17 protein-coding genes and 1 other RNA gene are annotated in these 24,493 nt (G+C 72.8%); 9 read left to right on the forward strand and 9 right to left on the reverse strand.

Features of this window, described 5'->3' with window-relative positions; all coding sequences use genetic code 11:
• The first annotated feature begins 78 nt into the window (after positions 1–78).
• The 3 genes from AC0VYL_RS10505 (at position 79) to rnpB (ending at position 1,898) form a co-directional block, all read left to right on the forward strand.
• The gene (locus AC0VYL_RS10505) at positions 79–840 is read left to right on the forward strand and encodes a zinc ribbon domain-containing protein (RefSeq protein ID WP_475483002.1); all 762 of its coding nucleotides are present in this window, start codon (positions 79–81) and stop codon (positions 838–840) included.
• A complete protein-coding gene (locus AC0VYL_RS10510; protein WP_475483003.1) occupies positions 837–1,472 on the forward strand; it encodes a histidine phosphatase family protein in 636 nt (211 codons plus the stop codon). The genes AC0VYL_RS10505 and AC0VYL_RS10510 overlap by 4 nt, the downstream gene beginning before the upstream one ends.
• 43 nt (positions 1,473–1,515) lie before the next feature.
• Positions 1,516–1,898, forward strand: an RNA gene (gene rnpB, locus AC0VYL_RS10515) — RNase P RNA component class A.
• Between the two features lie 70 nt (positions 1,899–1,968).
• On the opposite strand, the gene AC0VYL_RS10520 is transcribed toward rnpB, so the two are convergent.
• Positions 1,969–2,934, reverse strand: a complete 966-nt coding sequence (locus AC0VYL_RS10520; RefSeq protein WP_475483004.1) for a peptidoglycan-binding protein — start codon at positions 2,932–2,934, stop codon at positions 1,969–1,971.
• A 298-nt stretch (positions 2,935–3,232) separates the two neighbouring features.
• On the opposite strand from AC0VYL_RS10520, the gene AC0VYL_RS10525 reads away from it, so the two are divergent.
• Positions 3,233–3,382, forward strand: a complete 150-nt coding sequence (locus AC0VYL_RS10525; RefSeq protein ID WP_378739439.1) for a hypothetical protein — start codon at positions 3,233–3,235, stop codon at positions 3,380–3,382.
• Here the strand turns inward: AC0VYL_RS10525 and AC0VYL_RS10530 are convergent.
• The 3 genes from AC0VYL_RS10530 to AC0VYL_RS10540 form a co-directional block, all read right to left on the reverse strand.
• Complete coding sequence (locus tag AC0VYL_RS10530) at positions 3,331–5,688, reverse strand: SulP family inorganic anion transporter (protein ID WP_475462372.1); 2,358 nt, start codon at positions 5,686–5,688, stop codon at positions 3,331–3,333. The two genes, AC0VYL_RS10525 and AC0VYL_RS10530, sit on opposite strands and share 52 nt — an antisense overlap.
• A 315-nt stretch (positions 5,689–6,003) precedes the next feature.
• A complete protein-coding gene (locus AC0VYL_RS10535) occupies positions 6,004–8,421 on the reverse strand; it encodes a hypothetical protein (RefSeq protein WP_475483005.1) in 2,418 nt (805 codons plus the stop codon).
• A gap of 360 nt (positions 8,422–8,781) precedes the next feature.
• Positions 8,782–9,375: a YbhB/YbcL family Raf kinase inhibitor-like protein gene (locus tag AC0VYL_RS10540; RefSeq protein ID WP_475483006.1), complete on the reverse strand. Its 594-nt coding sequence runs from the start codon at positions 9,373–9,375 to the stop codon at positions 8,782–8,784.
• Between the two features lie 268 nt (positions 9,376–9,643).
• Here AC0VYL_RS10540 and AC0VYL_RS10545 point away from each other — a divergent pair, with 268 nt between their 5' ends.
• Complete coding sequence (locus tag AC0VYL_RS10545) at positions 9,644–12,922, forward strand: AfsR/SARP family transcriptional regulator (protein ID WP_475483007.1); 3,279 nt, start codon at positions 9,644–9,646, stop codon at positions 12,920–12,922.
• A 38-nt stretch (positions 12,923–12,960) separates the two neighbouring features.
• Here the strand turns inward: AC0VYL_RS10545 and AC0VYL_RS10550 are convergent, their stop codons facing one another.
• Both AC0VYL_RS10550 and AC0VYL_RS10555 read right to left on the reverse strand, forming a co-directional pair.
• A complete protein-coding gene (locus AC0VYL_RS10550) occupies positions 12,961–13,788 on the reverse strand; it encodes an ABC transporter permease (RefSeq protein ID WP_475462380.1) in 828 nt (275 codons plus the stop codon).
• The gene (locus AC0VYL_RS10555; RefSeq protein WP_475462382.1) at positions 13,785–14,759 is read right to left on the reverse strand and encodes an ATP-binding cassette domain-containing protein; all 975 of its coding nucleotides are present in this window, start codon (positions 14,757–14,759) and stop codon (positions 13,785–13,787) included. The genes AC0VYL_RS10550 and AC0VYL_RS10555 overlap by 4 nt, the downstream gene beginning before the upstream one ends.
• Before the next feature lie 135 nt (positions 14,760–14,894).
• Between AC0VYL_RS10555 and AC0VYL_RS10560 the strand changes: the two genes are divergently transcribed.
• Both AC0VYL_RS10560 and AC0VYL_RS10565 read left to right on the forward strand, forming a co-directional pair.
• Positions 14,895–15,476: a PH domain-containing protein gene (locus AC0VYL_RS10560; protein ID WP_475463012.1), complete on the forward strand. Its 582-nt coding sequence runs from the start codon at positions 14,895–14,897 to the stop codon at positions 15,474–15,476.
• Entirely contained in the window at positions 15,476–17,680 is a 2,205-nt protein-coding gene (locus AC0VYL_RS10565; RefSeq protein WP_475483008.1) for a PH domain-containing protein, read from the forward strand. The genes AC0VYL_RS10560 and AC0VYL_RS10565 overlap by 1 nt, the downstream gene beginning before the upstream one ends.
• An 84-nt stretch (positions 17,681–17,764) precedes the next feature.
• On the opposite strand, the gene sepH is transcribed toward AC0VYL_RS10565, so the two are convergent.
• Positions 17,765–19,210, reverse strand: a complete 1,446-nt coding sequence (gene sepH / locus AC0VYL_RS10570) for a septation protein SepH (RefSeq protein WP_475483009.1) — start codon at positions 19,208–19,210, stop codon at positions 17,765–17,767.
• 567 nt (positions 19,211–19,777) lie between these two features.
• Between sepH and AC0VYL_RS10575 the strand changes: the two genes are divergently transcribed.
• Complete coding sequence (locus AC0VYL_RS10575) at positions 19,778–20,923, forward strand: hypothetical protein (RefSeq protein ID WP_475483010.1); 1,146 nt, start codon at positions 19,778–19,780, stop codon at positions 20,921–20,923.
• A 27-nt stretch (positions 20,924–20,950) separates the two neighbouring features.
• Here the strand turns inward: AC0VYL_RS10575 and AC0VYL_RS10580 are convergent, their stop codons facing one another.
• Positions 20,951–22,249 carry a D-arabinono-1,4-lactone oxidase gene (locus AC0VYL_RS10580; RefSeq protein WP_475462389.1) on the reverse strand — a complete coding sequence of 433 codons (1,299 nt, stop codon included), beginning with the start codon at positions 22,247–22,249 and terminating at the stop codon, positions 20,951–20,953.
• A 131-nt stretch (positions 22,250–22,380) separates the two neighbouring features.
• Here AC0VYL_RS10580 and AC0VYL_RS10585 point away from each other — a divergent pair, with 131 nt between their 5' ends.
• Positions 22,381–23,412 carry a ferrochelatase gene (locus AC0VYL_RS10585; RefSeq protein ID WP_475462391.1) on the forward strand — a complete coding sequence of 344 codons (1,032 nt, stop codon included), beginning with the start codon at positions 22,381–22,383 and terminating at the stop codon, positions 23,410–23,412.
• A gap of 81 nt (positions 23,413–23,493) precedes the next feature.
• On the opposite strand, the gene AC0VYL_RS10590 is transcribed toward AC0VYL_RS10585, so the two are convergent.
• Positions 23,494–24,342, reverse strand: coding sequence for an isocitrate lyase/PEP mutase family protein (locus AC0VYL_RS10590; protein ID WP_475483012.1), 849 nt, complete (start codon positions 24,340–24,342; stop codon positions 23,494–23,496).
• Positions 24,343–24,493 lie beyond the last annotated feature (151 nt).

Raw genomic sequence — 24,493 nt, forward strand, 5'->3', positions numbered from 1 at the left:
ACCCCCTCGACGACCACAACTGCACAGGGCGCGGGCGGCCTCCCCGGCCTCCCAACCGCGATTCCCAGGAGACCCCAAGTGAAAGCCGAACCCGCCGCTCAGGCCAGACTGCTCGACCTCCAGGAGCTCGACACCGCGCTCCAGCGCCTGGACCACCGTCTCCGGAGCCTGACCGAGATCGCCGAGGCGGCCCGGCTCAAGGAGCGCGTCGACGCGATCGACGCCGAGCTCATCACGGCCCAGACCCGTGCCTCCGACATCGAACGCCACCAGCGCAAGGCCGAGAGCGACGTCGACCAGGTGCGTTCCCGAGCCGAGCGGGACACCCAGCGTCTGGAGTCGGGGCGGATCACCAACGCCAAGGAGCTCCAGAACCTCCAGTCGGAGATCGCCTCGCTGGGCCGCCGCCAGGCCGAGCTGGAGGAGGTCGTCCTGGAGGTCATGGAGGAGGCCGAGTCCGTCAACACCGACGTCACGCGCCTGACCGCGGAGCGCGAGGAGGCCGTGGCCAAGTTCACGGAGGTCACCGCCCGCCGGGACACCGCCGCCGCCGAGATCCAGTGGGACCGCACCCGCGTCACCCAGGACCGCCAGCGGGTCAGCGCGGACATCCCCGCCGACCTGCTGGCGCTCTACGACAAGCTGCGCTCCCAGTACGACGGTGTGGCCGCCGCCCCGCTGCGGTACGGCCGCTGCAACGGCTGCAAGCTGGCGCTGAGCACCGTGGAACTCAACGAGATCCGCGCGACCGCAGCCGACGAGGTCGTCCGCTGTGAGGACTGCCGCCGCATCCTGGTGCGCACCGAGGAGTCGGGGCTCAACGCCCCCGCCGCCGAATGAGCTGGGGCGCGCCGGACACCGAGCCGACCCGTCTGGTGCTGCTCCGGCACGGGCAGACGCCGCTCTCCGTCGAGCGCCGTTTCGCCGGACGCGGGGACGTCCCCCTGACGGAGGAGGGGCACGCCCAGGCCGGGGCGGCCGCGCGGCGCCTGTCCGGGTGGGGGATCGACGCGGTGGTCTCCTCCCCGCTGTCGCGTGCCCGGCAGACCGCCGGGTACGCGGCGGAGCTCCTCGGACTCCCGGTGGAGACCGACGAGGGGTTCGTGGAGACCGACTTCGGTGCCTGGGAGGGGCTGACCTTCGCCGAGGCGCACCAGCGCGACCCCGAGGGGGTGGCCCGGTGGCTGGCGGACCCGGAGACGGGCCCGCCCGGCGGGGAGAGCTTCACCGAGGTGGCCCGCCGTGTGGGCGCGGCCCGGGACGCCCTGCTGGAACGCCGCCGGGGCCGCAGGGTCCTGGTGGTCACCCACGTCACCCCGATCAAGGTCACCGTCCAGCAGGCGATGCTCGCGCCGATCGCCGCGCTGTACCGGATGCACCTGGACACCGCGTGCCTGACCGAGGTGGACTGCTACGCGGACGGACCCCAGGTGGTGCGTTCCCTCAACGACACCGCACACCTGGACCGGTAGGGGATCCGGACCCTTCCGAGGCGGCTAGACTGGGGTCAGAGGGGGAGTCGGCCAGACGGTCGCGGACCCGCGCCCGGCGCGGGTTCGAGGAAAGTCCGGACTCCACAGGGCAGGGTGGTCGGTAACGCCGACCCGGGGTGACCCGCGGGACAGTGCCACAGAAAACAGACCGCCACCGCTCGCGGTGGTAAGGGTGAAACGGTGGTGTAAGAGACCACCAGCGGCCGGAGCGATCCGGCTGGCTAGGTAAACCCCACCCGGAGCAAGGTCAAAAAGGGAACCTCCGGGTTCCCGCGCGGATGTTCGAGGGCGGCCCGCCCGAGTCCGCGGGTAGACCGCACCGAGGTCGTCGGCAACGGCGGCCCCAGATGGATGACCGTCCGGTCCCAGGACCGACAGAATCCGGCTTACCGGCCGACTCCCTCTCCTTCCTCTTCTCGGCCTCTGCGGCCGTGGTGCTCGGCCCCGGGTCCGGGGGCGGGGCCGAGCGGTGCACTCAGCCCACCAGGGCCCGCCAGGTGAGGGGGCCGGCCTCGCCGTCGACGACCAGCCGATTGACGCGCTGGAACTCGCGGACGGCCGTGTTCACGACCGGCCCGAAGTTGCCGTCCACCGCCAGGCCCGCGCTGCGCCTGTTCATCGCGGTCTGGAGCCCGCGCACGTGGGAGCCGTCGCGGACCCCCTGCTTGAGCTCGTACACCAGGTGGGGCCAGGTCTTCGGGCCGACCTGGCCGTCCGCGACCAGCCCCTTGGACCGTTGGAACGCCTTCACCGCGTTGACCGACGTGGGGCCGTAGTAGCCGTCGGTCACGAGGGACGTGCCGCGCTGGGTCATCAGGTGCTGGATGACGGAGACCGTCACCCCGTTGGCCTCGGGGTCGATGCTCGGCCAGCCACCGCCCAGGTCCACACCCCGGGAGCGCAGGAAGGGCACCGGGTTGGTGATCCCTCCAAGGCGCCCCGTGTGGGTCTCGAAGTGCAGGTGGGGGCCGGTCACGTTGCCGGTGGCGCCCATGTCGGCGATGCGCTGGCCCGCGCTGACCCGGGCGTTGAGGGCGACCCGGTAGGCGCTCAGGTGTCCGTAGTAGGTGTACACGTTGCCGCCATGGGAGATGACGACGGCCTCGCCGGTCCGGCCGGGGAGGCCGCCTCCCCAGGAGCGGCCGACCACGGTTCCGGCGGCCGCGGCGTACACGGCGGTGCCCGTGCTGTTGGTGACGTCCTGACCGGCGTGGGTGCTGCCGCCCCGGGGCGCACCGAAGTGCCCGCCGGAGGGGAAGTAGCCCAGGGCCGGGTTGCACCAGGAGGCGTTCATCGCGGACGCCGCGTGCGCGGTGCCGCCCAGGCCGGTCAGGGCCACGGCGGCTCCCAGCCCGGTGCCGAACAGCATGCGGCGTGACCAGGGGGCGGAGGGTTCACAGGCGCGGGGGTCAGAGACGGGCGCCGTGCAGGACTCGCACATCTTGTCTCCTGTGAAGGAATATGCCGAAGGAGGGGGTTCGTATGGATGGTTTCCTTCGGTCCCCTGGAGAGTAGGGTGCCCGCTCCGATTCGTACAGGGGGGTTCCGGGTGCTTTCGGACGGACGGAACTGCTTCGGGGACACATTCCTGAATCGTCACGGTGATGGCCGGATCGCCTTGTGGGACGGTAGATTGGCCCGTGCGTTCCGTACCCCGGGAGCTCCGGAGCGCGAACGCCCGTGGGCCGACCGGGGTCGACGGCCCGACGGGCATCCGCGTTCACGGGAATGGGTGACTCTTGTTCGACTCCACCGCCTTCTGGGTGCTGCTCTTCGCCCTGCCGATCCTGGCGATCGTGGCGATCATCCTGCTCGCCACCTACCAGGCCTCAGGTGTTCAGCAGGACGGACGGGACGACGCGCCCGACGACGACCCGTCCGACGGCTGAACCACCTCCGGGCGGGGGTGCGGCACGGGCTCGGGCACGTCCTGGACGCCACGAACGGGCGAGAACTCCCCGGTCCCGGCGTCCAGCAGGTGCACCTTGGCGGTCTCCAGGTCGTAGTACATCCCGGACAGCGTGAGTTCCCCCGACTCCACGCGCTCCCGCACGACCGGGTACCCCATCAGGTTGCCGAGCTGCTCGACCACGTTGGCCTGGGCCAGGCGCCGCAGAGCCTCCGAGGCGGGCAGCCCCGCCAGCTCACCGTGGTCCGCCCCGGCCCGGCGCAGGCTCCCCTCGCCGTTGGCCAGCCACCGGCGGATGTGGGTGCTCTCCGCCTCGACCGGCCCCTGGTGCGCCCCCTCGGCCAGGGCCCGCATCGCTCCGCAGTGGGAGTGCCCGCAGACCACGATCGAGGGCACCCGCAGGACGTTGACCGCGTACTCGACGGCGGCGCCGGCGGAACCGTCGGCGTTCCCGTGGGGCGGCACCAGGTTCCCCACGTTGCGCAGGGTGAACAGGTCACCCGGACCGCTGGCGGTGATCAGGTTCGGCACCACCCGTGAGTCCGCGCAGGTGATGAACAGGGTGGTCGGGTTGTGGTGGTGCGAGAGGCGGCTCATCACCGAGCGCATCTGGTCCGCCGTGCTGGCGTGGTACTCGCGCGCCCCGGCGGTGAGCATGCCCAGCGGGTTCACCGCGAGGTCGGCGCCGGACTCACGGCGCATGTCCCACGGTGCCCACCAGCGGCCCTTGGGGATGGTCTTGGCCGCCGGAGCCGACCTCGTGGAGCTGCGCGCGTACCAGTTCTCGTGGACCTCGTCGATATCGACGCTGCCGCCGGTGCGCTCGTGGTCCACCCGCCAGGCGTGGATCGCCTCGAAGGCGGCGTGGTCCATGAAGTCCACGTGCAGGTCGAGGTCGACGCTGGCCCCCTCGGGGATGGTCCGCAGCACGTGCGCCAGCCGGGGCACGCCCAGGAAGGTGAGTGACCCGTGCACGGTCACGTGCACCCGTCCGGCGCGCTCCTCGGTGACCACGGTGAGCTTGGTCAGGCGGCGCAGCGACACGATCATCGCCAGCGCGAAGCCGATGAACACCCCCTCCAGCAGCCCGATGAACACCACACCGAGCAGGGTCACCAGGTAGACGCTGGCCTCGTGGTGCTTGCGCAGGTCGCGCAGGTGGGCCAGGGACACCATCTGCACGCCGATGAAGACGAGCAGCGCGGCCAGGGCCGCCATCGGGATCAGCTCGACCACGTGCGCGAAGAACGCGACGAACAGCAGGATCCACACGCCGTGCAGGATCGTGGAGAGCGGGCTGCGGGCCCCGGCGCGCACGTTGGCGGTGCTGCGCACGATGACACCGGCGATGGGCAGGCCGCCCAGGGCGCCGCTGACGGTGTTGGCCGCGCCCTGACCGCAGAGCTCGCGGTTGAGCTGGACCCTGCGGCCGCTGTGCAGGCGGTCCACCGCGATGGCGGCCAGCAGCGACTCCACGCTGGCGACCATGGCGACGGCCGCCACGGCCAGGGCGATCCCGTGCCACTGCCCGGCCTCGGGCAGCATGGGCCCGTTCCAGGCGTCGGCCAGGGAGCCGGGCAGGGCCACGGTCTCCACCTCCCAGCGCCCCAGGGTGGCGATGACGGTGGCGGTGCCCACCGCGACCAGCGCGGCGGGGATCATCCCCGGCCGCACCCTGCCGATGGCGGGGAGCCGGTTCCAGCCGAACATGATCGCGATGGTGATGACGCCGACCGCGACGGCGGCGGTGTGGTTGTTCGCGATCTGGTGCGGCAGGTCCGCGATGTTGGCCAGGGCCGAGCTCTGCGGGGCCCCGCCCAGGACCACGTGCAGCTGGGCCAGCGCGATGGTGACGCCGACCCCCGCGAGCATGCCGTGCACGACGGCGGGGGAGACGGCGAGGGCGGCCCGCGCGATGCGGAACGCCCCCAGTGCGAGTTGGACCAGACCGGCCAGCAGGGTGATCAGGCAGGTGACCCGCCAGCCGTACGTCAGGATCAGGTCGGCGACGATGATGGTCAGTCCGGCGGCCGGGCCGCTGACCTGTACCACCGATCCGCCGACGAGACCGGCGACGATACCGCCGACGACGGCGGCGATGATCCCGGCGATCAGGGGCGCGCCGGAGGCTACGGCGATCCCCAGGGACAGGGGGACGGCGACCAGGAAGACCACGAGGGAGGCGCCGACGTCGGCGGCGACCCCCTTGCGATCCGTGTGGGTCCCGGGCCGTTCGGAGGTGTTCTCCGGGCGGCCGGGTGGTGCTCCCTGGGCGTCGTTGCGCATGGTTACTCCGTTCGGGTTGGACCAGGCAAAGGCGTATGCGTAGGCGCACGGGGACGGCAGAGTCCGCAACGGGGGGCACGTGGCTGAACGCGTGACGACGATGTGACCGCGAAGGGTGCATCGTCAATAACCAACTGTAGTCAATTCGGGTGACTCTGTGTTACGCGCTGTTGTGCTCCCGGTGACCTTTTTCCGGACTTCACATGTCCGCGCGGACAAACCGGGACAGAAGAAAACCGAGGTGGCGGGGGTTCCCCGCCACCTCGGTGGTGTGAAGTGGTGATGGTGGCGCGCGGTGGCGCCGGAGGTCGTGGCCTAGCGGAAGCGGCCGTCCTCGTAACCGCCCTCGTAGCCGCCCTCGTAGTGCTCACCCTGGGCGCGGCGACCGTAGGGCTGCTGCCCGAAGGGGCCGGGGCCCGGCTGCTGTCCGGGCCCGCCCTGGCCGTCGCCGCCCTCCGGGAACGGCGGCTGCCAGCCCTCGACCGGCGGGTACCCGTAGTCGGGCTCCGGCCGCTGCGGGGCGTATCCGCTCCTGAGGGGGTCGGCGTAGTCACCAGGGCCGCCGTAGCCGCCCTGCCCGCCGGAGTGGGGCTGCTGGCCGTAGGGGTCGCTCTGCTGGGTGTGGCCCGGGAAGGTGGTCGGGAGCTCACCGCGCAGCTGCTCGGCCGAGTAGGCGCCGGTCGCGTAGCCGGTGCCGGGGTATCCGGGACCACTGGCCGGGCTGCCCGGCCCCGGAGGAACGGCGGGGCCCTGCCCGTACGGGGAGGGCTGCCCCGGCTGGCCGCCCGGGATCGTCGGCTGGCCCGGCTGGCCGAAGCCGCCCGTGTCGTCCTGTCCGCCCCAGAGCGGAGCGTTGCCGCCGACGCCGCCGGGCGCGTTCGGCCCCGGACCGCTCTGACCGCCGAGTGCGCCTTGGCCGGGCATTCCGGACTGGTAGTCGCGGGTGTGGGCGCCGGTGTCGTAGGGGCTGCGCTGGTGGGTGCCGGTGTCGTATTCGGAGCGGGTGAAGGAGTCGGTGTCGTAGGCGGGGCGGTGGTGGGTTCCGGTGTCGTACTCCGGTCCGCCGAGTGCGCCTTGGCCGGGCATTCCGGACTGGTAGTCGCGGGTGTGGGCGCCGGTGTCGTAGGGGCTGCGCTGGTGGGTGCCGGTGTCGTATTCGGAGCGGGTGAAGGAGTCGGTGTCGTAGGCGGGGCGGTGGTGGGTTCCGGTGTCGTACTCCGGTCCGCCGAGTGCGCCTTGGCCGGGCATTCCGGACTGGTAGTCGCGGGTGTGGGCGCCGGTGTCGTAGGGGCCGCGCCGGTGGGTGCCGGTGTCATACTCGGAACGCGAGAAGGACCCGCTGTCGTAGGTCCCGCTGTCGTAGGACGCGCCGGACGTGAACGAACCCGCCGGGTACCCGCCGGTGAGGGGATCGGTGGAACCGGGGAACTGGTGTCCGGGCACGGTCGGGCCGCCCATCGGCTGGCCCGGTGCGGGCTGGGCGCCCGGTCCGGGGGCCGCGTGACCACCGGTCGGCCCCCCGTGGCCCGCTCCGAACCCGCCCAGCGAGGAGAGATCGGGGCGCTGGTGGGCGCCGGTGTCCATGCTCGACCAGATCGGTGAGCTCAGGTCGTCACCGCTGGAAGAGCTCGGCCGGAACCCGGGGTCCAACGGATCGGACGAGGTCGGCGTCGTCCCGCCGACACCGCCGGAACCCGTGGTGCCGCCCAGGGGCGGGTAGTCGGAGCGGTGCATCGCCCCGCTGTCGTAGGACGAACGCGCACCGCCGTCCAGGGATCCACCGGCCAGCGGCACGCCGTCCAGGGGTCCACCGCCCGGCGAACCGGGGCCCGGGCCGCCTCCCCCCAGCGGTCCGCCGCCGAGGGGCCCGCCCAGCGGGTCCTGGGCGATCGGGTCACGCCGCTCGGCGGGCCGGAGCGGCTCACGCCCCTCGAAGGGGTCCCCGGTCGAGGGGGGACGCGGGGTCCAGGAACCCGCGCCCAGAGGGTCGTCGTCCGGAGTGGAAGGCGAGGCCGCGGCCCGGGCGGGGGGGAGCCCCTGCGTGGGAGGCAGGCCCTGGCTCGGCGGCAGCGCGGTCAGACCCTGCGCCGGAGTCTGCTCGGGCGGGCGCTGCTCCTGGTGGCGGGGGGCGGGCTCGGGGGGCGTGTCGCTCTGCCCCAGGCTCGCCAGCATCGCGAGGTCGGAGGGGCCGGTGGGCCCGCGCTCCGCCGGGGCGGGCGGAAGGGCGTTGGCGCCGCTGATCGGGGCCTGGATGACGGTGTCCTGCCGCTCGGGCACACCGTGGTCGTCGAAGTCGTCGTAGTCGTCCGCGTAACCGTCGTCGTCACCGGGTCCGGTGGCGCCCCCGTGCCCACCGGAACGGGTCGGAGCCGCGTCCTCGTCGCTCAGACTGGACCAGAAGTCGTTGTCGGAGAGCCCGTCGGAGTCGTCCTCCCAGTCCACCCCGCGCTGGCGCCGACCCTTGGGCCGCCGCTCCGCCCTGCCCCCGGAGTCCTGGCGCGATCTGCGGGACCGGCCCCTCGGGGCGGCCCCGTCGTCCTCGGGGGCCTCGTCCCGCTCCCGCCGGTCGCGCCGGTCGTCGCGGTCGGTGTCCTCGACGTCGTCGTACTCGTACTCGTCGTCGTAGTCGTCCTCACGCGAGCCGATGCTGAGCGCGCGCATCCCCAGGAGGAGGAGCACGAGCACGGCGAGCACGACGATGACGGCGGTGATGATGATGACGGTGACGGTCATGGTGTACGCACTACCTTGGGGAGGTCGGCCGCGCCCGGGGAGCGCCTGGGACCGGCCTGACGAGTACCGGTCGAGGTGGGAAGGCGGCGGCCCGGTTCCGCGTCGACCCGGCGTGCCGGGACCGAGTGGTGGGCAGGGCGCGACCGCCGGTGATCCGACGCGGTCTCGGGTCAGGGTGCCGCGGGGCGGGTGAACGGGTATCGGTCAACTGAAATGGGGTGAGGGGCACGGACCCACTGTATGCGCTGTCGCGCGCTGTGTGCAGAGGGCGACGGGTGCTTCCTCAGGTGATCCCCGAGTCGTCGGTCGGGCGGGTCCGTCCGGCTTCCGGGCGCAGGGAGTTGCCTATTATGACCTATTTCACTCGCTGCTGGTGAGCAGCGTCCCCCGGGCCACGGCCTGTTCCGCGATGGCGTCCAGGGTCAGGTCGAGCGACGCGCCCTCGGGCAGGTCCAGGTTGCCCTCCAGCGCGTACACGGTGAAGCGGAACTCGTGCATGTCCCCCTCCTTCGGGCAGGGGGCCCCGTAGGCGGAGTCCCCCGCGGTGTTCTGCCCCTGCCTCGCGTCGCCCGGAACGGTGTTCTGCCGCAGCTCGACCAGCTGCGGGTCCAGGTCGTAGACCATCCAGAACACGACGGCGGCGCTCGGGTCGTCCACCACCAGCGCGATCGAGCCCACGTCGTCGGGCAGCCCCGACCAGCTCAGCGGCGGCGACACCGGCTCGCCGTCGGCCTCGCACGAGTACGCGGCGGGAAGCGGCTGGCCCTCCTGCATCATCGGGCTGGTCACGTTGATGTCGGTCGGCATCTCACCACGCAGCTCCGAGGGGACCCCGCAACCGGTTGACGCGAGCAGGGCGGCGCCCACCGCCACGGCGCCCGCACGGGTGCCGGGGGACGTTCGGGGCACACCGTGCGCTGCGGTGGTCCGGAGGGAAGACAAGACCGGGAACAATGGGGCTCCAGCTGGACTTTCGGGCCATAAGGCGAGACTCGCGGTACGTCGGACCAGGCGCGGGAGGGACCCGGGCCGGTCACGGGGGAACCGTGCGCACCGGCACCTGGACGGTTGGCGCGACACGGCCCTGTCCGAACCCTACTGTGATCGGCCGCGACCACCGCATTCCGCGCCGTTCGCGGACCGGCGTCGCGGCGGTGCCGCCACCGGCGTTCCGGAGCGGCGGTCACGCCCGGACGTCCCCGAAATCGGTGATGATGGTTCGGTGCGGTTCTCCATTCTGGGGTCCCTCCAGGTACACGACGCCTCCGGAGAGCCCCTCACCATCGGCGGCGCCCGTCTGCGCGCCCTCCTGACACTCCTCCTGCTCAGCCCCGGCCGACAGGTGTCCACCGAACGGCTCACCGACGCGATCTGGGGGGACGACGCCCCCGCCGCCACGGGCAACGCGCTCCAGGCCCTGGCCTCGCGCCTGCGCCGCGCCCTGGGCGGTGACGTCCGCCTCCACGGCGACGCCACCGGCTACCGACTGGAGGTCGCCTCCGGCCAGGTGGACCTGTACGAGTTCGAGGAACTGGCCGGGCGCGGGCGGGAACGGCTCCTGGCCGGCCGGGCGAGGGAGGCCGAACGCGCCCTGTCGGCGGCCCTGGCCCTGTGGCGCGGACCGGCCCTGCCCGACCTCACCGCGCGCGGCGTGGGCGAGGACGTGGCCCTGCGCCTGTCCGAGGCCCGCCGAACCGCCCGCGAGGACCACCTCAGCGCCCGGCTCGACCTCGGCCGCTTCGTGGAGACCCTGCCCGAGGCGGAGGCGCTGGCCTCCCGGGAACCGCAGCGCGAACGCCCCGTCGAACTCCTCATGCGCGCGCTGGCGGGCAACGGGCGGACCGCCGACGCCCTCGCCGCCTACGACGCCTTCAGGGCACGGCTCGCGGACGAGCTGGGGCTCGACCCCTCCGAACACCTCCGGGGGGTCCACCTCCGGCTGCTGCGCGGTGAGCTCGCCCCCGACGGTCCCGTGTCGAAGGAACCCCGGCCACCCGCCGTGGTCCGCCTGCCCCGGCCCCTGACCAGCTTCGTTCCCCGCGAGACGGAGGTGTGCGCCGCCGTGGACCGCCTCTCCGCAGCCCGGCTGGTCACCCTCACCGGCCCGGGCGGTTCGGGCAAGACCCGGCTGGCCGTGGAAGCCGCCGCAACCCTGGTCGAACGGGCACCCGAGCTCGCGTCCGAGGGGGTGTGGTTCGTCGGTCTCGCCCCCGTGCGCCAGGGCGCGGACCTCCCCGACGCGCTCGCCACCGCCCTGGACCTGCGCGGGCAGGCCGTCTTCCAGGCGCGTACGGCCGTCCTGCCGCAGTCCCCGCTCGAACGGATCGTCTCCTTCCTGAGTGAGCGTTCCGCGCTGGTCGTGCTGGACAACTGCGAGCACGTGGTGGCCGACGCCGCCCGGCTGGTCGAGACCCTGCTGTCGCGCTGCCCGGACCTGCGCGTGCTCGTCACCTCCCGCGAACCCCTGGGAGTCGGGGGAGAGGTCCTGTTGCCGGTGCCCTCCCTGGAGCCGCCGCCCGAGGGCGCCGGAGCGGAGGAGGCCGGAACCTACCCCGCCGTGACCCTGTTCTCCGAACGCGCGCGGGCGGTCCTCCCCGGCTTCACCGTGAACACCGACAACGTCGGCCACGTCGTGCGGATCATCCGTGAACTGGACGGTATGCCGCTCGCGCTCGAACTGGCCGCCGCCCGTCTGCGCGCGATGTCGCCCGCTCAGCTCGCGGAGCGCCTCTGCGACCGGTTCCGCCTGCTCACCAACGGCAGCCGCTCGGCGCTGCCCCGCCACCGCACCCTGCGCGCGGTGGTCGACTGGAGCTGGGAACTGCTCGACGAACCCGAACGCCGCCTGCTCCGCCGCCTGGCCGTCCTCCCGGGCGGTGCCACCCTGGAGGCGGTCGAGGCGGTCGGCTCCGATCCGGACGGGCCGGACGGGACCGTGGCCGGTGACGACGTCTGGACGGTCCTGTTCGCCCTCGTCGACAAGTCGCTCGTGGTGGCGGACCCCGAAGGCGAGGACGCCCCCGCCCGCTACCGGCAGCTGGAGACGGTCCGTGCCTACGCGGCCGAGCGCCTGACCGCCAGCGGCGAGGAGGAGCGCGTCCGGGACACGCAGGCCCGCCACGCGCGCGACCTGTGGCGCCGGGGCGACCCCGAGCTGCGCGGACCGGGCCAGCGGGCCTGGCTGGCCCGGCTCTCGGCGGAGGCGGACAACTGCGCGGCCGCCTTCCACTGGGCGGTGGAGCGGCGCGACGCCGCCCTCGCCCTGGAGCTGGTGGAGCACTCCCAGTGGTACTGGGCCCTGGACGAACACTGGCAGCAGACCGAGCGGTGGTCCCGTCAGGTCCTGGAGCTGGTGGGCGACACACCTCCCGAGGGGCACGAGGTGGCCTACGCGAGCTGCCTCTTCCACCGTTCGGGAGACATGGACCTGGGGCGGGCCGCCGTGATGGAACGCCTCGACCGGGTGGACGAGGTGCTGACGGGGGCCGGGCTCCGGGCCGAGGACCACCCCGTGCTCATCCTGTGCCTGGTGTACCGCTCGATGGCCGACCGCCACCCCGGGGGCCGGTCCCGCGCCCGGCTGGAGGAGAGCGTCCGGGAACAGCGGGACCCCTGGGCCCGGGCGATGACGTACCTGATGCTCTCGCTGCTGGACGCGGTCCACGGCGAGGCCGACCGGGCCGTGGACCGGGCCACGACCGCACTGGAGTCCATGCGCGAGGTCGGGGACGTGTGGGGGCAGTGCAACGCCATCGTGCACCTGGTGGACGTGGTCCGCTACACGGACCTCGGACGCTGCCGCCGTCTGCTCGACGAGGGGATCGCCCTGGCGCGCGAGGGCGGGCTGGACGGCGTCGTGACCATGTTCCGGGCCCGGCGGACCCAGGTCCTGGTCGACCTCGGCGAGGTGGAGGAGGCCGAGCGGGACCTCAAACGGCTGCTGGGGAGCTCGGCCGAGGACGAGCACCTGATCTCCCTCCGGCTCACCCACATCCAGTGGCTGTGCGCCGCCGGACGCACGGTCGAGGCCCGGCGGCTCCTGGAGGAGACCGAACCGGCCGTGGCCGCCCTGGGCGGGTTCGCCCCGGCCTACGTCGAACCCGCGTGGCGGGTGCAGGCGGCCGACCTCGCCTGGGACGAGGGCGACACGGGCCTGGCCTGGCGCGAGGTGGGCCGTGCCTGGTGGCTGTCCCGGTTCGGGTTGGGGCCGATCAGTGCCGACGTCCTGGACACCATGGCGTCCATGGTGGCGGGAGCGGACCCGGAGTGGGCCGCGTTCATGCTCGGCTACGCGGCTCGGCTGCGCGGCGTCCCCGACACCGCCTCGCCCAGGGGGCGCCGGGTCCGCGGACTGCTCAGGGAGAGTCTGGGCGCGGAGGGGTTCGCGCGTCTGCTGGCGGAGGGCGAGGCCAGTGAACGCGAGGCCGGGCGGGAACGCGTGGAGGCGTGGCTCGCCCCGATCGTTCCGGACGACGTCGACCTCGGGGACTGGGCACAGTGACGTCGGGCGCCGCACACGGCGGCGCCCGACGCACGGGATCAGGTGCGGCGGCGGTAGGCCCAGACGGCCAGCGGGAAGAAGACCGCCGTGATCACCAGGGTCCAGACCAGCGTCCAGGCCACGGGAGCGGCGGCGTCACCGCCGAGCATGAGCCCGCGCATGGCGTCCACCACGTGCGTGACCGGGTTGTTCGCCGCGATCGGGGCCAACCAGCCCGGCATGTCGTCGGGAGCGACGAACGCCGAGCTGCCGAAGGTCAGCGGGAACAGCAGGATCATCGCGAACGACTGCACCGCCATCGGTGTGCGGGCGAGCATGCCCACGAAGGCCGACATCCAGCACAGGGCGAACGCGAACAGCAGCACCAGGGCGCTGGCGGCCAGGACACCGAAGAACCCGCCGTCCGGCCGGAAGCCGATCGCCAGGCCGACGACCATCACCATGACCACGGTGATCGCATAGCGGACCAGGTCGCCCAGGATGGCGCCGATCAACGGGCCCGAACGCGCGATGGGCAGCGACCGGAACCGGTCGAAGATGCCCTTCTCCACGTCCTGGCTGAGGCTGAAGCCCGTGCCCATCGTGGCGAAGATGACCGACTGCGCGATGATGCCGGGCATCAGGAAGTCGCGGTAGGTCTGCCAGTCGCCCATCATCGCCTGCCCGAAGACGAAGACGAACAGGGTCACGAACATGACCGGCTGGAGCATCAGCCCGAAGACCTCTTCGGGGTTGGCCCTGATCTTCAGGACGCTGCGCCAGGTGAGCTGGAGCCCGTGCTGGACGGTGGTCAGGGGGGAGATACGCGGGGGCGCCACCGGCGCGCCCTCCTGTGCCGACCTCGGCCGGGTCGTCACGGCACTCATGCTGGGGTCCCTTCGTTCGCGGGCTGCCCCGCGGTCTCGTCTTCGGCGGTGTGGCCGGTCAGGGCGAGGAACACCTCGTCCAGGCTCGGCTTGCGCAGGGAGAGCTCCGCGACGGACACACCCTGTTCGTCCAGGCGGCGCACCGTCTCGGGCAGCACGCCCACGTCGGTGACCGGGACGCTGGCGAGCAGCCCGTCCGTGGTCACCGGTGAGCTGGTGACGGCCTCGACGATCCGGGTGGCCAGCGGCAGCTGCGCGGGGTCCACGGTGCGCAGTTGCAGCACCTGGTTGCCCGCGTGGTTCTTCAGCTCCTCGGGCGTGCCCCGGCTGATCACCTTGCCGTGGTCCAGCACGATGATGTCGTCGGCGAGCTGGTCGGCCTCCTCCAGGTACTGGGTGGTGAGCAGCACGGTCACGCCGTCGGCCACGAGGTCGCGCACGACGTCCCACAGGCCGTTGCGGCTGTGCGGGTCCAGACCGGTGGTCGGCTCGTCCAGGTACAGGAGTGCGGGGCGGCCCACCAGGCTCGCCGCCAGGTCCAGACGGCGGCGCATCCCGCCCGAGTAGGTCTTGGCGGGGCGGTCGGCGGCGTCGGAGAGGCCGAACCGCTCCAGCAGTTCCCTGGAGCGTGCCCGGGCGTCGGCGCGCCCGAAGCCGAGCAGGCGGGCGATGAGCACGAGGTTCTGGGTGCCGGTCAGCTCGGCGTCGACCGCCGCGTACTGACCGGTGAGGCCGATCTGGCGGCGGACCTCGTGCGGTTCGCGCACCACGTCGTGGCCGCCCACGACGGCGTGTCCGGCGTCCGGCCTGAGCAGGGTGGAGAGGATGCGGACGGTCGTCGTCTTCCCGGACCCGTTGGGTCCCAGGACGCCCAGCACGGCCCCCGATCTCGCAGTCAGGTCCACTCCGCCAAGGGCGGTCTTGCCCTTGAAGTGCTTGACCAGACCCTCCGCGCGGATGGCGTCAGTCATTGGTCCTCCGTTTCAACGTCTGTCCCCAAGTGTGCCGACCTGCACTGACAGAACGCTGACAGCATGGTTCGCCCCGCCCTGACATCATTGGCGTCCGTCCCGGTCCGGGTGGGACGTCCTAGACTCGTGCACGTGATGAACACCCCGCCCCACGACGCCATTCCCCCCTCGGGACAGTTCCCCGATCCACCCGGACCGGCCGGGACCGCACGGCTGCGGCCGCCGTCGCGCAGGGTGAGCGGGCGTGCGATCGGAGTGTGGACGCTCCGGCTGCTCTTCGGTGCGGTCTTCAACCTGGTCCTGTTGAGCCTGGTCGCCTGGGCCGCGAGCGCGGCGCCCTGGAGCTGGATCCCGGAGTGGGCCTCGCGGAACGCCTGGGCGCTGCCGGTGGCCTACTCCGCGTACGCCGTGGCCAAGATCGCGATCGTCCCGTCCTGGCGGTACCGGGTGCACCGCTGGGAGGTCACCGACGACGTCATCTACACCCGTGAGGGGTGGATCAGCCGAGCCTGGCAGCTGGTCCCGGTCAACCGGCTCCAGACCGTGGACCACACACAGGGGTGGCTCGAACGGATCTTCGGGGTGGCCACACTGCAAGTGCAGACCGCCTCCTTCGCCGGTTCCTCGACCATCGAGGGGCTGGACGCCGACGAGGCCCGCAGGCTCAGCGAGGAGCTGGCCGTGCGCGCCGGAACCCTGCGGGACGACGCGACCTGATGGACGAACAGCACGGACGCCACGAGGAGCCGGACGAGCCCGGCACCGACCCCACCGACTCCGACACCGCCGGGGAGGCGCGGCCCTGGGTCGCCCCGGGCAGCACGCCCTCCGGGCCGACCCCGCCGGGCCCCGGGACCCCGCCCGTCCCCGGTTCCCGCACCTGGTCCGGCGACCACCCCGGCCCTGGGACCCCACCAGGCCCCGGCCCGAACACCTGGTCCGGCAACCACTACGGGCCCACCGGTCACCCCGGTCGCGGCCCTGACCCGAGGTCCGGTCCCGCGTCCGGGCCGAGCACCTGGTCCGGCCACGGCCCTCAGCCGGGGACGCCCGGACAGTCCGGTCCCTGGTCGGGCCACCGGCCCGACCAGGGACCCGCTCGACGCCCCGGGCCGAACACCTGGTCCGGCGGGGATCCCGGACCCACCGGGTACCCCGGGCCGAGGCCCGCACCCGCACCCGGCCCCCACCAGGGCGGCTACGGCCCCGGCCCCCACCAGGGCGGCCACGGCGGCGGACCCGGCCACGCGGGCTGGGGCCCCGGTGGACCGTCCGCGCCCTGGAACCCGACGAACCCGCCGTACCCGCAGGGCGCTCCGTGGCACCCCGTGCCTCCGGGGCCGGACGGGGCCGCGCGGTCCTGGTGGGGCGAGCCCCCCGAGGGCGCTCCCTCGACGGGCTTCGGTGCGGAGACCGCGCAGCGGCTCAGTCCGCGCAGCATGGTGGTCGGACCCATCAACCAGCTCAGGAGCCTCCTCCTGCCGGTCCTCGTCGGTCTGGTGCTGGGCGGGTTCAACCCCTGGCTGCTGGCCGCGACCGGCATGGGCATCGTCGTGCTGCTCATCGGCGGGTTCGTGACCTGGAGGACCTTCCGCTACGAGGTGGGTGAGGACCGGGTCGAGATCAGCAGGGGCCTGATCCGGCGCTCGCGCCGCACGATCCCGTTGGAACGCGTGCGGGGGGTGGACGTCACCAGCACCCTGCTGCACCGCGTGCTGGGCGTGGCCGTGGTCCGGATCGAGGCCGCCGCCGGTTCGGCCGGGGCGACCGAGGACGGCAAACTCGACGCCGTCTCCGCCGAGGAGGCTGAGCGGCTGCGCCGGGTCCTGCTGCACCGCAAGGCGGTGCTCACCGAACAGGGGAGCGGTCCACAGGTGACCGGGGCCGACGGCACCGCGAGCACGGGCGGCACGAGCCCGGGGCCCGAGGACACCGTCACGTACTTCACCATGCCCCGGAGCTGGTACCTGTACGGGGCGCTCAGCCTGGGCTACCTGGTCACCCCCTTCGTGGTCGTGGCGACCCTGTTCGGCATGGTGCAGCAGTCGGCGGGCCAGATGGTCACCGACTTCTTCATCGACTGGGTGACCACGGCGGACCGTGCCTTCCTGGTGCTCTTCGCGGCGGTGTTCGTGGGCGTGCTGGTGCTGCTGATGCCGGTGTTCGCGGTCGTCTCCTACGCCCTCACCCACTGGGGCTTCTCCCTGCGGGACCGGGACGGCTCGCTGGTGGCCGAGCGCGGCCTGTTCACCCGGCGCAGCGTCACCCTGGAGAAGCGGCGGATCCGGGGGTACGAGCTCCAGGACAATCCCCTAGAACGCACCCGCGGGGTGGTGGGTCTGCGCGCCATCGTCACCGGCCTGGGCGACGCCGCCACCCGTGCCGTGCTGTTGCCGCTCGGTCCGCGGTCGACGGTGGAGCCGGTGGTGGACCGGGCGCTGACCCTGTTCCGCGGGCGGTTGGTCCGACACCCCCGCGCCGCGCTCTTCCGGCGCCTGACCCGCGCGGTCCTGCCCTTCGCGGTCGTGGCCGGGGTGGCCGTCTACTTCGACGTCACCTGGTTGGCCGTGGCCGCCGGGGTCCTGGCCGTGCTCGGGGTGCCCCTCGGGATCGACCGCTACCGCTCGCTGGGGCACGGCTACGACGGCGAACGGGTGAGCGTGCGGTCGGGCTCCCTGTCCCGCTCCCAGGCCACGGTGGAGCGGACGGCGGTGATCGGCTGGTCCTGGACCCAGACGCTCTTCCAGCGCCGTGCGTCTCTGGCCAGTCTCCAGGTCACCGTGGGCGCGGGCACGGGCGGCTACACCGCCCAGGACGCCTCGATCGACGAGTCCGTGGCGTTCGCGGCGCGGATCACCCCCGAGATGGTGCGCCCCTTCCTGGTCGAGGAGGAGCCCGGAACCGGAACCGGGAACGCGTGACGGGGCCGAACACGACAGTGAGGGGCGGTCGCGTCGTGCGACCGCCCCTCACCGTCGGGGTCCCGGCTCCTGGGCCGGGTGTGCTCACTCGTTCTTCTTGGAGCCGAACATGATCTCGTCCCATGAGGGCACCGAGGCCCGACGGCCCCGACCCTTGCGTTTCGCCGCTCCACCGGCCGGAGAACCGCTGGACGCGGCCGGGACCGCCGGGGCCGTGGGCGGCCCCTGGTCGGCGGCGCGGCGCGGCGTGCCCTTGTCGTTGAGGTCGATGGTGGCCCGGCGGCGGCGCGGCCGCTGCTGCGCGTCCTCGGCCGGGGCCTCGGCGGGCTCGGGCTGGGGCGCCGGGGCGGGCCGGGCGTCCAGCCAGTCCGGCGCCGCGGGAGGCTCCGGACGCTGACGGTGCTCGTGGGGCGCCTCGTGCCTGAGCGGTTCGGGGCGGGCCGGGGCCTCGTGGACGGCGGAGGCGCTCTCCTCGAAGACCGGTCCCCTGGGCTCGGGGCGCTGCTGTTCGTACCACTGGGGTTCGGGGCGCGCGGGCGGCGGGTCGGCCGGCTCGGCGTACCGCCGCGCGGCCGGTTCGGCGCGGTGCGCGGCGTGCCTCGGGGCCTCGGGCAGCGGCGCGGCGGGCGGCATCTCGTTCCGCTGGCCGGCGAACCTGTCACCGGGGGCCTCGAAGGCGCGTCGGGGCTCGGGCTCCTGCCGCGACGGCGCCGGACGGCGGCGCTCCTCACGGATCGGGACCCCGAACTGGTCGGTCTCGGTCTGGCGGGCCACGGGGCGCAGCGGGTCGTCCAACGGCGTGTCCTGCGCGGGTGACAGGCGGCGCGGGGCGACGTGGTCGGGGCGTCGCTCAGCGGCGGACTGCGCGTCCAGGCGGGGCAGGTCGGTGGTCTCACCGCGTCGCGGCGTGAAGGGTGTGACGTTGGCCCCGGGCGGCGGTGAGAGGGCCTCCAGGGGTTCGTTGGAGGAGAACCGGGCGGCCTCCTCGTCGGCGGGGGTCACACTGTTGTGTCTGGGCTCGTACAGCCAGTGGGCGACCCGCTCGTCGCCACCGTGCAGGAAGACCAGCTTGAGCTGCCAGGAGCGGTCCTCCCGCTTCCACGAGTCCCACTCGGCGTCGCCGGTCTCCAGCTGGTGGGCGCCGATCCGCTTGGTGACCACCTCCTCAAGGGAGGGGCCCGGGCCGGTCTCGCCATGGGAGCGCACGGTGGCGCGCTGGGCCTGCTGTGCGATGTACCCGCGCTCCTGGAGGACGGGTCCCTCGAACCAGCGCACCCGTTCGATGGGGATCCCGGAGATCTCGGAGATGGCCTCCGCGGTCTCGCCGGACCGGATGCGGGCCTGGATTTCCTTGGGGCGCAACGGATTCTCCACTTCGATCTCGTACTGGCCGAGCCGGGAGAACTGGCCGCGTACCGCGGCCCGGAGGCGGTCGTCGACGGGCAGCATGAATCGGGTGCCACGGCCGGTGCTGGCGAGCACCAGGTAGGTGCCGTCCTCGCTCACGGCCACGAGGCGAAGCTCGTGCATCGCCCTCCCTTTCGCGTCCCGTCGAGGGTCGGTCCGGTGGACCTTCCCCCACGTTCTCCAAGTCTGGTCGGCCGACAACGGTTCGGCCAGTACCGCGCCCGGCATGTCCGAACTGTGCCCGCCTCCCGGCCCGTGGTGGACACCACGGTGGGAGCCGCCCCGGGTTCGGGGCTCTTATGGTCACTTCCGGTGCCAATCTTGACACGGTGAACCTTCCGTGACCGGGAGCGATCGTGGGGGAATGTCGCGGATCCCGCACGAAGGCTCCGCCGTGATGGTATCCCGGGCGCCTCGAATCCCCCCAGGCCTGGGGAAAACTCAGATCTCGGACCAGGTCCCAACATGATGCGACCCCTCATTCGCAACTCGACACGCCGTTGGATGCCACACAGTGATCATTCCAATTTCATGGCGTTATCAGCGGCTAGTCGCCCGTAAGGTGAAGTTTCCACTTATGGGCTGTTTGCGAAGTTTGGGGTCTTCGGGTGTGTCTGCCCCACCACACACCCATCCCACGACCAAGTGCCCCGCCGCGCCGACCGCGGCCGACAGAGGGGGGAGGGCACGATGCCAAGACCCGATCACGAGGACGAGTTCGAGGCACGAGGGGAGGGCCCGGAGGAGGAGAGGGTCAGGAAGCGGCGGATCGACCTGAGCCTGGCCCAGGTCGCCGGAGCCGGGGTCGCGACGCTGACCGCCGCCACCGCCGCCTCCTACCTGAACGTCTACGGGACCGTCATCGGCACGGGCGTCATGGCCGTGCTGAGCACCAGCGCCGCACCGGTGATCCAGCACTGGATCACCCGCAGCGGTGAGCAGGCCAAGGGGCTCGCGGAGAAGGCGGAGAAGAAGGCCGCCCACCACACCGCGGTGCGCTCCCTGGTCGACACCGAGGCCGAGGCCCGCGCCGACGAACACCTGTCCGCGACCCGGACGGCCGCGTTCGAGCAGGCCGGGTTCGTGAGCACGGGGTTCGACACCGGCACCGGGACCGCCGAGCCGTTCGACCTCCCCGAGGACGACGACGCCACCCGGACGATGGCCATGCCGACCGTCGGGCGCGACCTGCCGGGCCAGACCGTCGCGCACGGTTTCGGCAACCCCGAGGACCTCACCCTCGTCGGCGGACCCGCCGGAGCGGACGCCACCGAACTCCTCCCCGCGGTCGGACGTGGCACCGGACACCCCTCCGACCCGTCCGGCCCCGACACGGACGACGAGGCCGACGACGAGCGCCCCAAGCGCGGCTGGCGCACCGTGGTCATCTCGGCCGCAGCGGTGTTCACCCTGGTCATGCTGGTGATCCTGGCCTTCGAGCTGGCCACCGGACGGTCGCTCACGGCCTGGACCCAGGGGCAGGACGAACACACCTCGCCCTCGCTGCTCGGCGGCCACTCCGCGCCCGTGCAGGACGAGGAGGAGCCCGTCGAGACGCCCGAGACCGACGGCGGCGGGGACCAGCCCGCCGACGAGGGCGACACCGGCACCCAGCGTCCGGAGACCGAGCAGCAGCCGGTCGGCCCCGAGACCGGGACGCCCCCGGTCGAGACCGACCCGGAGACGCCCGGCGGCGGGCAGACCGACCCGACCGCACCTCCCGTGGACGGGGAAGAGCCGGTGGACCCGGGCGGCGGAGAGGCACCCGACCCCGGGACCCGGCCCCAGCCCGAGGGCGACCCCGCCCCGGAGCCCGCCACGACCCCCGTCGGCTAGCCGGACACCGTCCCGACCCGGCAACGCCTACCCGAACACCTTGTCCAGGTAGGCGTTGCCGAACCGGCGGTGCGGGTCCACCCGGTCCCGCACCGCCAGCGCGTCGCCCAGACGCGGGTACACGCCCTCCAGGTAGGCGCGGTCGCGGGTGTGCATCTTGCCCCAGTGCGGACGCCCGCCCACGGAGGTGAACACCGCCTCCATGTCGGAGAAGTACGCCTCGTAGGGCGTTCCCTTGTACATGTGCACCGCCACGTAGGCGGTCTCGCGCTCGTGGGCGGTGGACAGCCACACGTCGTCGGCCGGGGCGAAGCGCACCTCCACCGGGAAGCTCACCCTGTGGTCGCCCCGGTCCACGATGGACCTGGCCTCCCGCAGCACGTCCACCAGGTGCTCCGCCGGGACGGCGTACTCCATCTCCACGAAGCGCACGTCGCGCACCGAGGCGAACACCTTGTGCGAGACGTCGGTGTAGGTCCGCGCGGACAGGGCGCGCGAGCTGATCTGGTTCACCGTGGGGACCGTCGACGGGAAGCGACGGCACACCCGGTTGATCCGGTCGAAGACGGTGTTGGACAGGAAGGCGTCGTCCAGCCAGCCCTTGAAGGCGGACAGCGGCGCGGCCGGTCCCTCGGAGACGTTGTTGCGCTTGGTGTTGGTGTTCCCGGTGTGCGGGAACCAGAAGAACTCGAAGTGGTCGTTCTCCGCGCGCAGCTCCGGGAGCCGTTCCAGTACCTCGTCCAGGGGCATGGGCGCCTCCCGGGCGTGCAGCAGGAAGGCCGGACGCACCGCGAAGGTCAGCGCCGTCACCACGCCGAACGCGCCCAGGCCGACCCTGGCCGCGTGGAAGAGGTCGGGGTCGCGTTCGGCCGAGCACTCGACCACGGATCCGTCGGCGAGGACCATCTCCAGTCCCACGACCTGACTGGCGAGGCCGCCCGCGTCTCGGCCCGTGCCGTGCGTTCCGGTCTGCACGGCACCGGCGACGGTCTGCACCGCGATGTCACCCATGTTGGACAGGGCCACACCCGCGGCGGCCAGCGCGTCGTTGAAGTCGCACAGGGGCGTTCCCGCCTCGACGGTGGCGGTCCCGGCCCCGACGTCGATCGACCGTACGCGGTTCAGTGAGGTGGGAGCCAGGAGCAGACCGTCGGTGACGGCCACGTCCGTGAAGGAGTGCCCGGAGCCGACCATGCGCACGCGCAGGCCCTCCGCGGCCGCCGAGGTGACGGCGGAGACGACGTCCTGGGTGCTGTCGGGGGTCGCCGTTCGGCGCGGGCGGGCCTGGTGGGTGTCGGCCCAGGTGTGCCACAACACATCAGTCATGCGGCGACATTACCCATCGGTCACTTCCGTGAACAGACCAGGAGTGTCGCTGGTCACGGAAGGTACGAAAGTCCCGTCACTCGGGCCGGGGCGGATCGAGGAGGTCGCGGGGAGCTGGTTTCATGAGGTGCATGAGGCCTTACGACGCGTTTCTGCTGATCTCCTTCGGTGGCCCGGAGGGCGAGGATGAGGTCATCCCGTTCCTGGAGAACGTCACCCGCGGGCGCAACATCCCCCGCGAACGGTTGGCGGAGGTCGGTGAGCACTACTTCCTCTTCGGTGGAGTGAGCCCGATCAACCAGCAGTGCCGGGACCTGCTCGCCGCGGTCACCGCCGACTTCGAATCCCACGGCATCGACCTGCCGATCTACTGGGGCAACCGGTTCTGGGAGCCGATGCTCACCGACACTCTGGAGCAGATGCGCAAGGACGGTGTGCGCCGTGTGCTGGCGCTGCCCACCTCCGCCTACTGCAACTGGTCCAGCCGGACCGCCTACCACGAGGACATCGAGCGCGCCCTCGCCGCGCTCGGTGAGGACGCCCCCGAGGTCGACCTGATCCGCCCGTTCTACGACCACCCCGGTTTCGTCGGTCCCCTGGCGCAGTACACCCAGGAGTGCCTGGAGCGACTCCCCGAGGAGCAGCGCGAGGGGGTGCGCCTGCTGTTCTCCGCGCACTCCATCCCCACCGCGATGGCCGAGGCCAGCGGAGGTCCGGGCCAGGGCTACGGGGAGGCGGGCGCCTACGGGGCCCAGCTGGCCGAGGTGGCGCGCCTGGTGGTGGAGCGCCTGGACCGCGCCTACCCCTACGAGCTCGTCTACCAGAGCCGCAGCGGCCCGCCCAGCCAGCCCTGGCTGGAGCCGGACGTCAACGACCGGATGGAGGAGCTGGCCGCCGAGGGCGTCCCCGCCGTGGTGGTCGTCCCGCACGGGTTCGTCTCCGACCACATGGAGGTCAAGTTCGACCTCGACGTGGAGGCCCGCGACACCGCCGCGAAGCTGGGGATCGGCTACGAGCGGGCGCTCAGCCCCGGCACGCACCCCGCGTTCGTGTCGATGGTGACCGAGCTGGTGCGCGAGTACACCGGCCGCACCGAGGAGCGGCGGCTGACCTCCCTGCCGCCCTGTGCCGAGGGCGGCGGCCAGTGCTGCGCGCAGCGCTGACCCCCACCCGGTAGCCCGGGACCGCGCTCCCGGACCGGTCACCCCCGCACCGGCGCGGTTCGCGCCGGCGGGGGACCGGTCTCAGGTTCCGAGCGCGAGGTAGTCCGTGGTCCGGACGATCTCCTCACGCTCGGCGAACGACGCGAGCGAGTCCGCGACGGCCGAGCTGTCTCCGTCGCGGACGATCGCCGCCAGCACGTCCTCGCAGGCCCTGATCACCGCCCGCTGGAGGTCGGAGGGGATGATGACGAGGCGGTACCCCAGCTCGGCCAGGCGTTCCCGGGGCACGACCGGGGTCTTCCCGCCGTGGAACATGTTGATCAGCTTGGGCCCGGGGACCTCCCGGGCGATCAGCTCGATCTGCTCCACGCTCTCGGGGGCCTCGACGAAGATGACGTCGGCCCCGGCGTCCCGGTAGGCGCGCGCACGCTCCAACGCGGCGTCCACCCCCTCCGAGGCGATGGCGTCCGTGCGGGCGATCACGACCAGGTCCGGGTCGGTCCGCGCGTCCAGCACCGCGCGGAGCTTGCCCACCATCTCGCCGGTGGGCACCAACGACTTGTCGTCCAGGTGACCGCAGCGCTTGGGGAAGGTCTGGTCCTCCAGGTGCAGCCCGGCCACGCCCGCCCGCTCGAAGAGCCCCACCGTGCGTACCGCGTTCACGGCGTTGCCGAACCCGGTGTCGGCGTCCGCGATGACCGGGAGCGACGTCACCGCCGTGATCTGCGCCAGCCGGTCAGCGACCTCCGTCACCCCCAGCAGGCCGATGTCCGGCACCCCGTGGCCCCGCGCGATCGCGCCGCCGCTGGCGTAGACCAGCTCGGCGCCGCTCCGTTCGGCCAGGCGGGCGGTGAGCCCGTCGAACACCCCCGGGGCGACGTGGGTGCCGTCCCCCTCGACCAGTGCGCGCAGCCGTGTGGTCGCCCTCATTTCCCGGGCCCCTCTCCTCGTCTCCAGGGCGTGGTCCGGTCGGCGCACGCCCTGGATACCGCTTGTATACAATCTGGTCAGAGCTTGGACCGGCAGGATGGACGATGTCAAGCGGCGTGGTCGGACGGCGCCGGGCCTCCGGCGCGGACCC

The sequence above is a fragment of the Nocardiopsis sp. iso_238 genome, assembly GCF_056173325.1.

What these genes read in the sequence shown, in the direction of transcription:
- AC0VYL_RS10510 (WP_475483003.1), top strand. Translation starts at nt 837, where the DNA reads ATGAGCTGGGGCGCGCCGGACACCGAGCCGACCCGTCTGGTGCTGCTC.
- AC0VYL_RS10520 (WP_475483004.1), bottom strand. Translation starts at nt 2,934, where the DNA reads ATGTGCGAGTCCTGCACGGCGCCCGTCTCTGACCCCCGCGCCTGTGAA.
- AC0VYL_RS10530 (WP_475462372.1), bottom strand. Translation starts at nt 5,688, where the DNA reads ATGCGCAACGACGCCCAGGGAGCACCACCCGGCCGCCCGGAGAACACC.
- AC0VYL_RS10535 (WP_475483005.1), bottom strand. Translation starts at nt 8,421, where the DNA reads ATGACCGTCACCGTCATCATCATCACCGCCGTCATCGTCGTGCTCGCC.
- AC0VYL_RS10550 (WP_475462380.1), bottom strand. Translation starts at nt 13,788, where the DNA reads ATGAGTGCCGTGACGACCCGGCCGAGGTCGGCACAGGAGGGCGCGCCG.
- AC0VYL_RS10555 (WP_475462382.1), bottom strand. Translation starts at nt 14,759, where the DNA reads ATGACTGACGCCATCCGCGCGGAGGGTCTGGTCAAGCACTTCAAGGGC.
- AC0VYL_RS10560 (WP_475463012.1), top strand. Translation starts at nt 14,895, where the DNA reads ATGAACACCCCGCCCCACGACGCCATTCCCCCCTCGGGACAGTTCCCC.
- AC0VYL_RS10565 (WP_475483008.1), top strand. Translation starts at nt 15,476, where the DNA reads ATGGACGAACAGCACGGACGCCACGAGGAGCCGGACGAGCCCGGCACC.
- sepH (WP_475483009.1), bottom strand. Translation starts at nt 19,210, where the DNA reads ATGCACGAGCTTCGCCTCGTGGCCGTGAGCGAGGACGGCACCTACCTG.
- AC0VYL_RS10575 (WP_475483010.1), top strand. Translation starts at nt 19,778, where the DNA reads ATGCCAAGACCCGATCACGAGGACGAGTTCGAGGCACGAGGGGAGGGC.
- AC0VYL_RS10580 (WP_475462389.1), bottom strand. Translation starts at nt 22,249, where the DNA reads ATGACTGATGTGTTGTGGCACACCTGGGCCGACACCCACCAGGCCCGC.
- AC0VYL_RS10585 (WP_475462391.1), top strand. Translation starts at nt 22,381, where the DNA reads ATGAGGCCTTACGACGCGTTTCTGCTGATCTCCTTCGGTGGCCCGGAG.
- AC0VYL_RS10590 (WP_475483012.1), bottom strand. Translation starts at nt 24,342, where the DNA reads ATGAGGGCGACCACACGGCTGCGCGCACTGGTCGAGGGGGACGGCACC.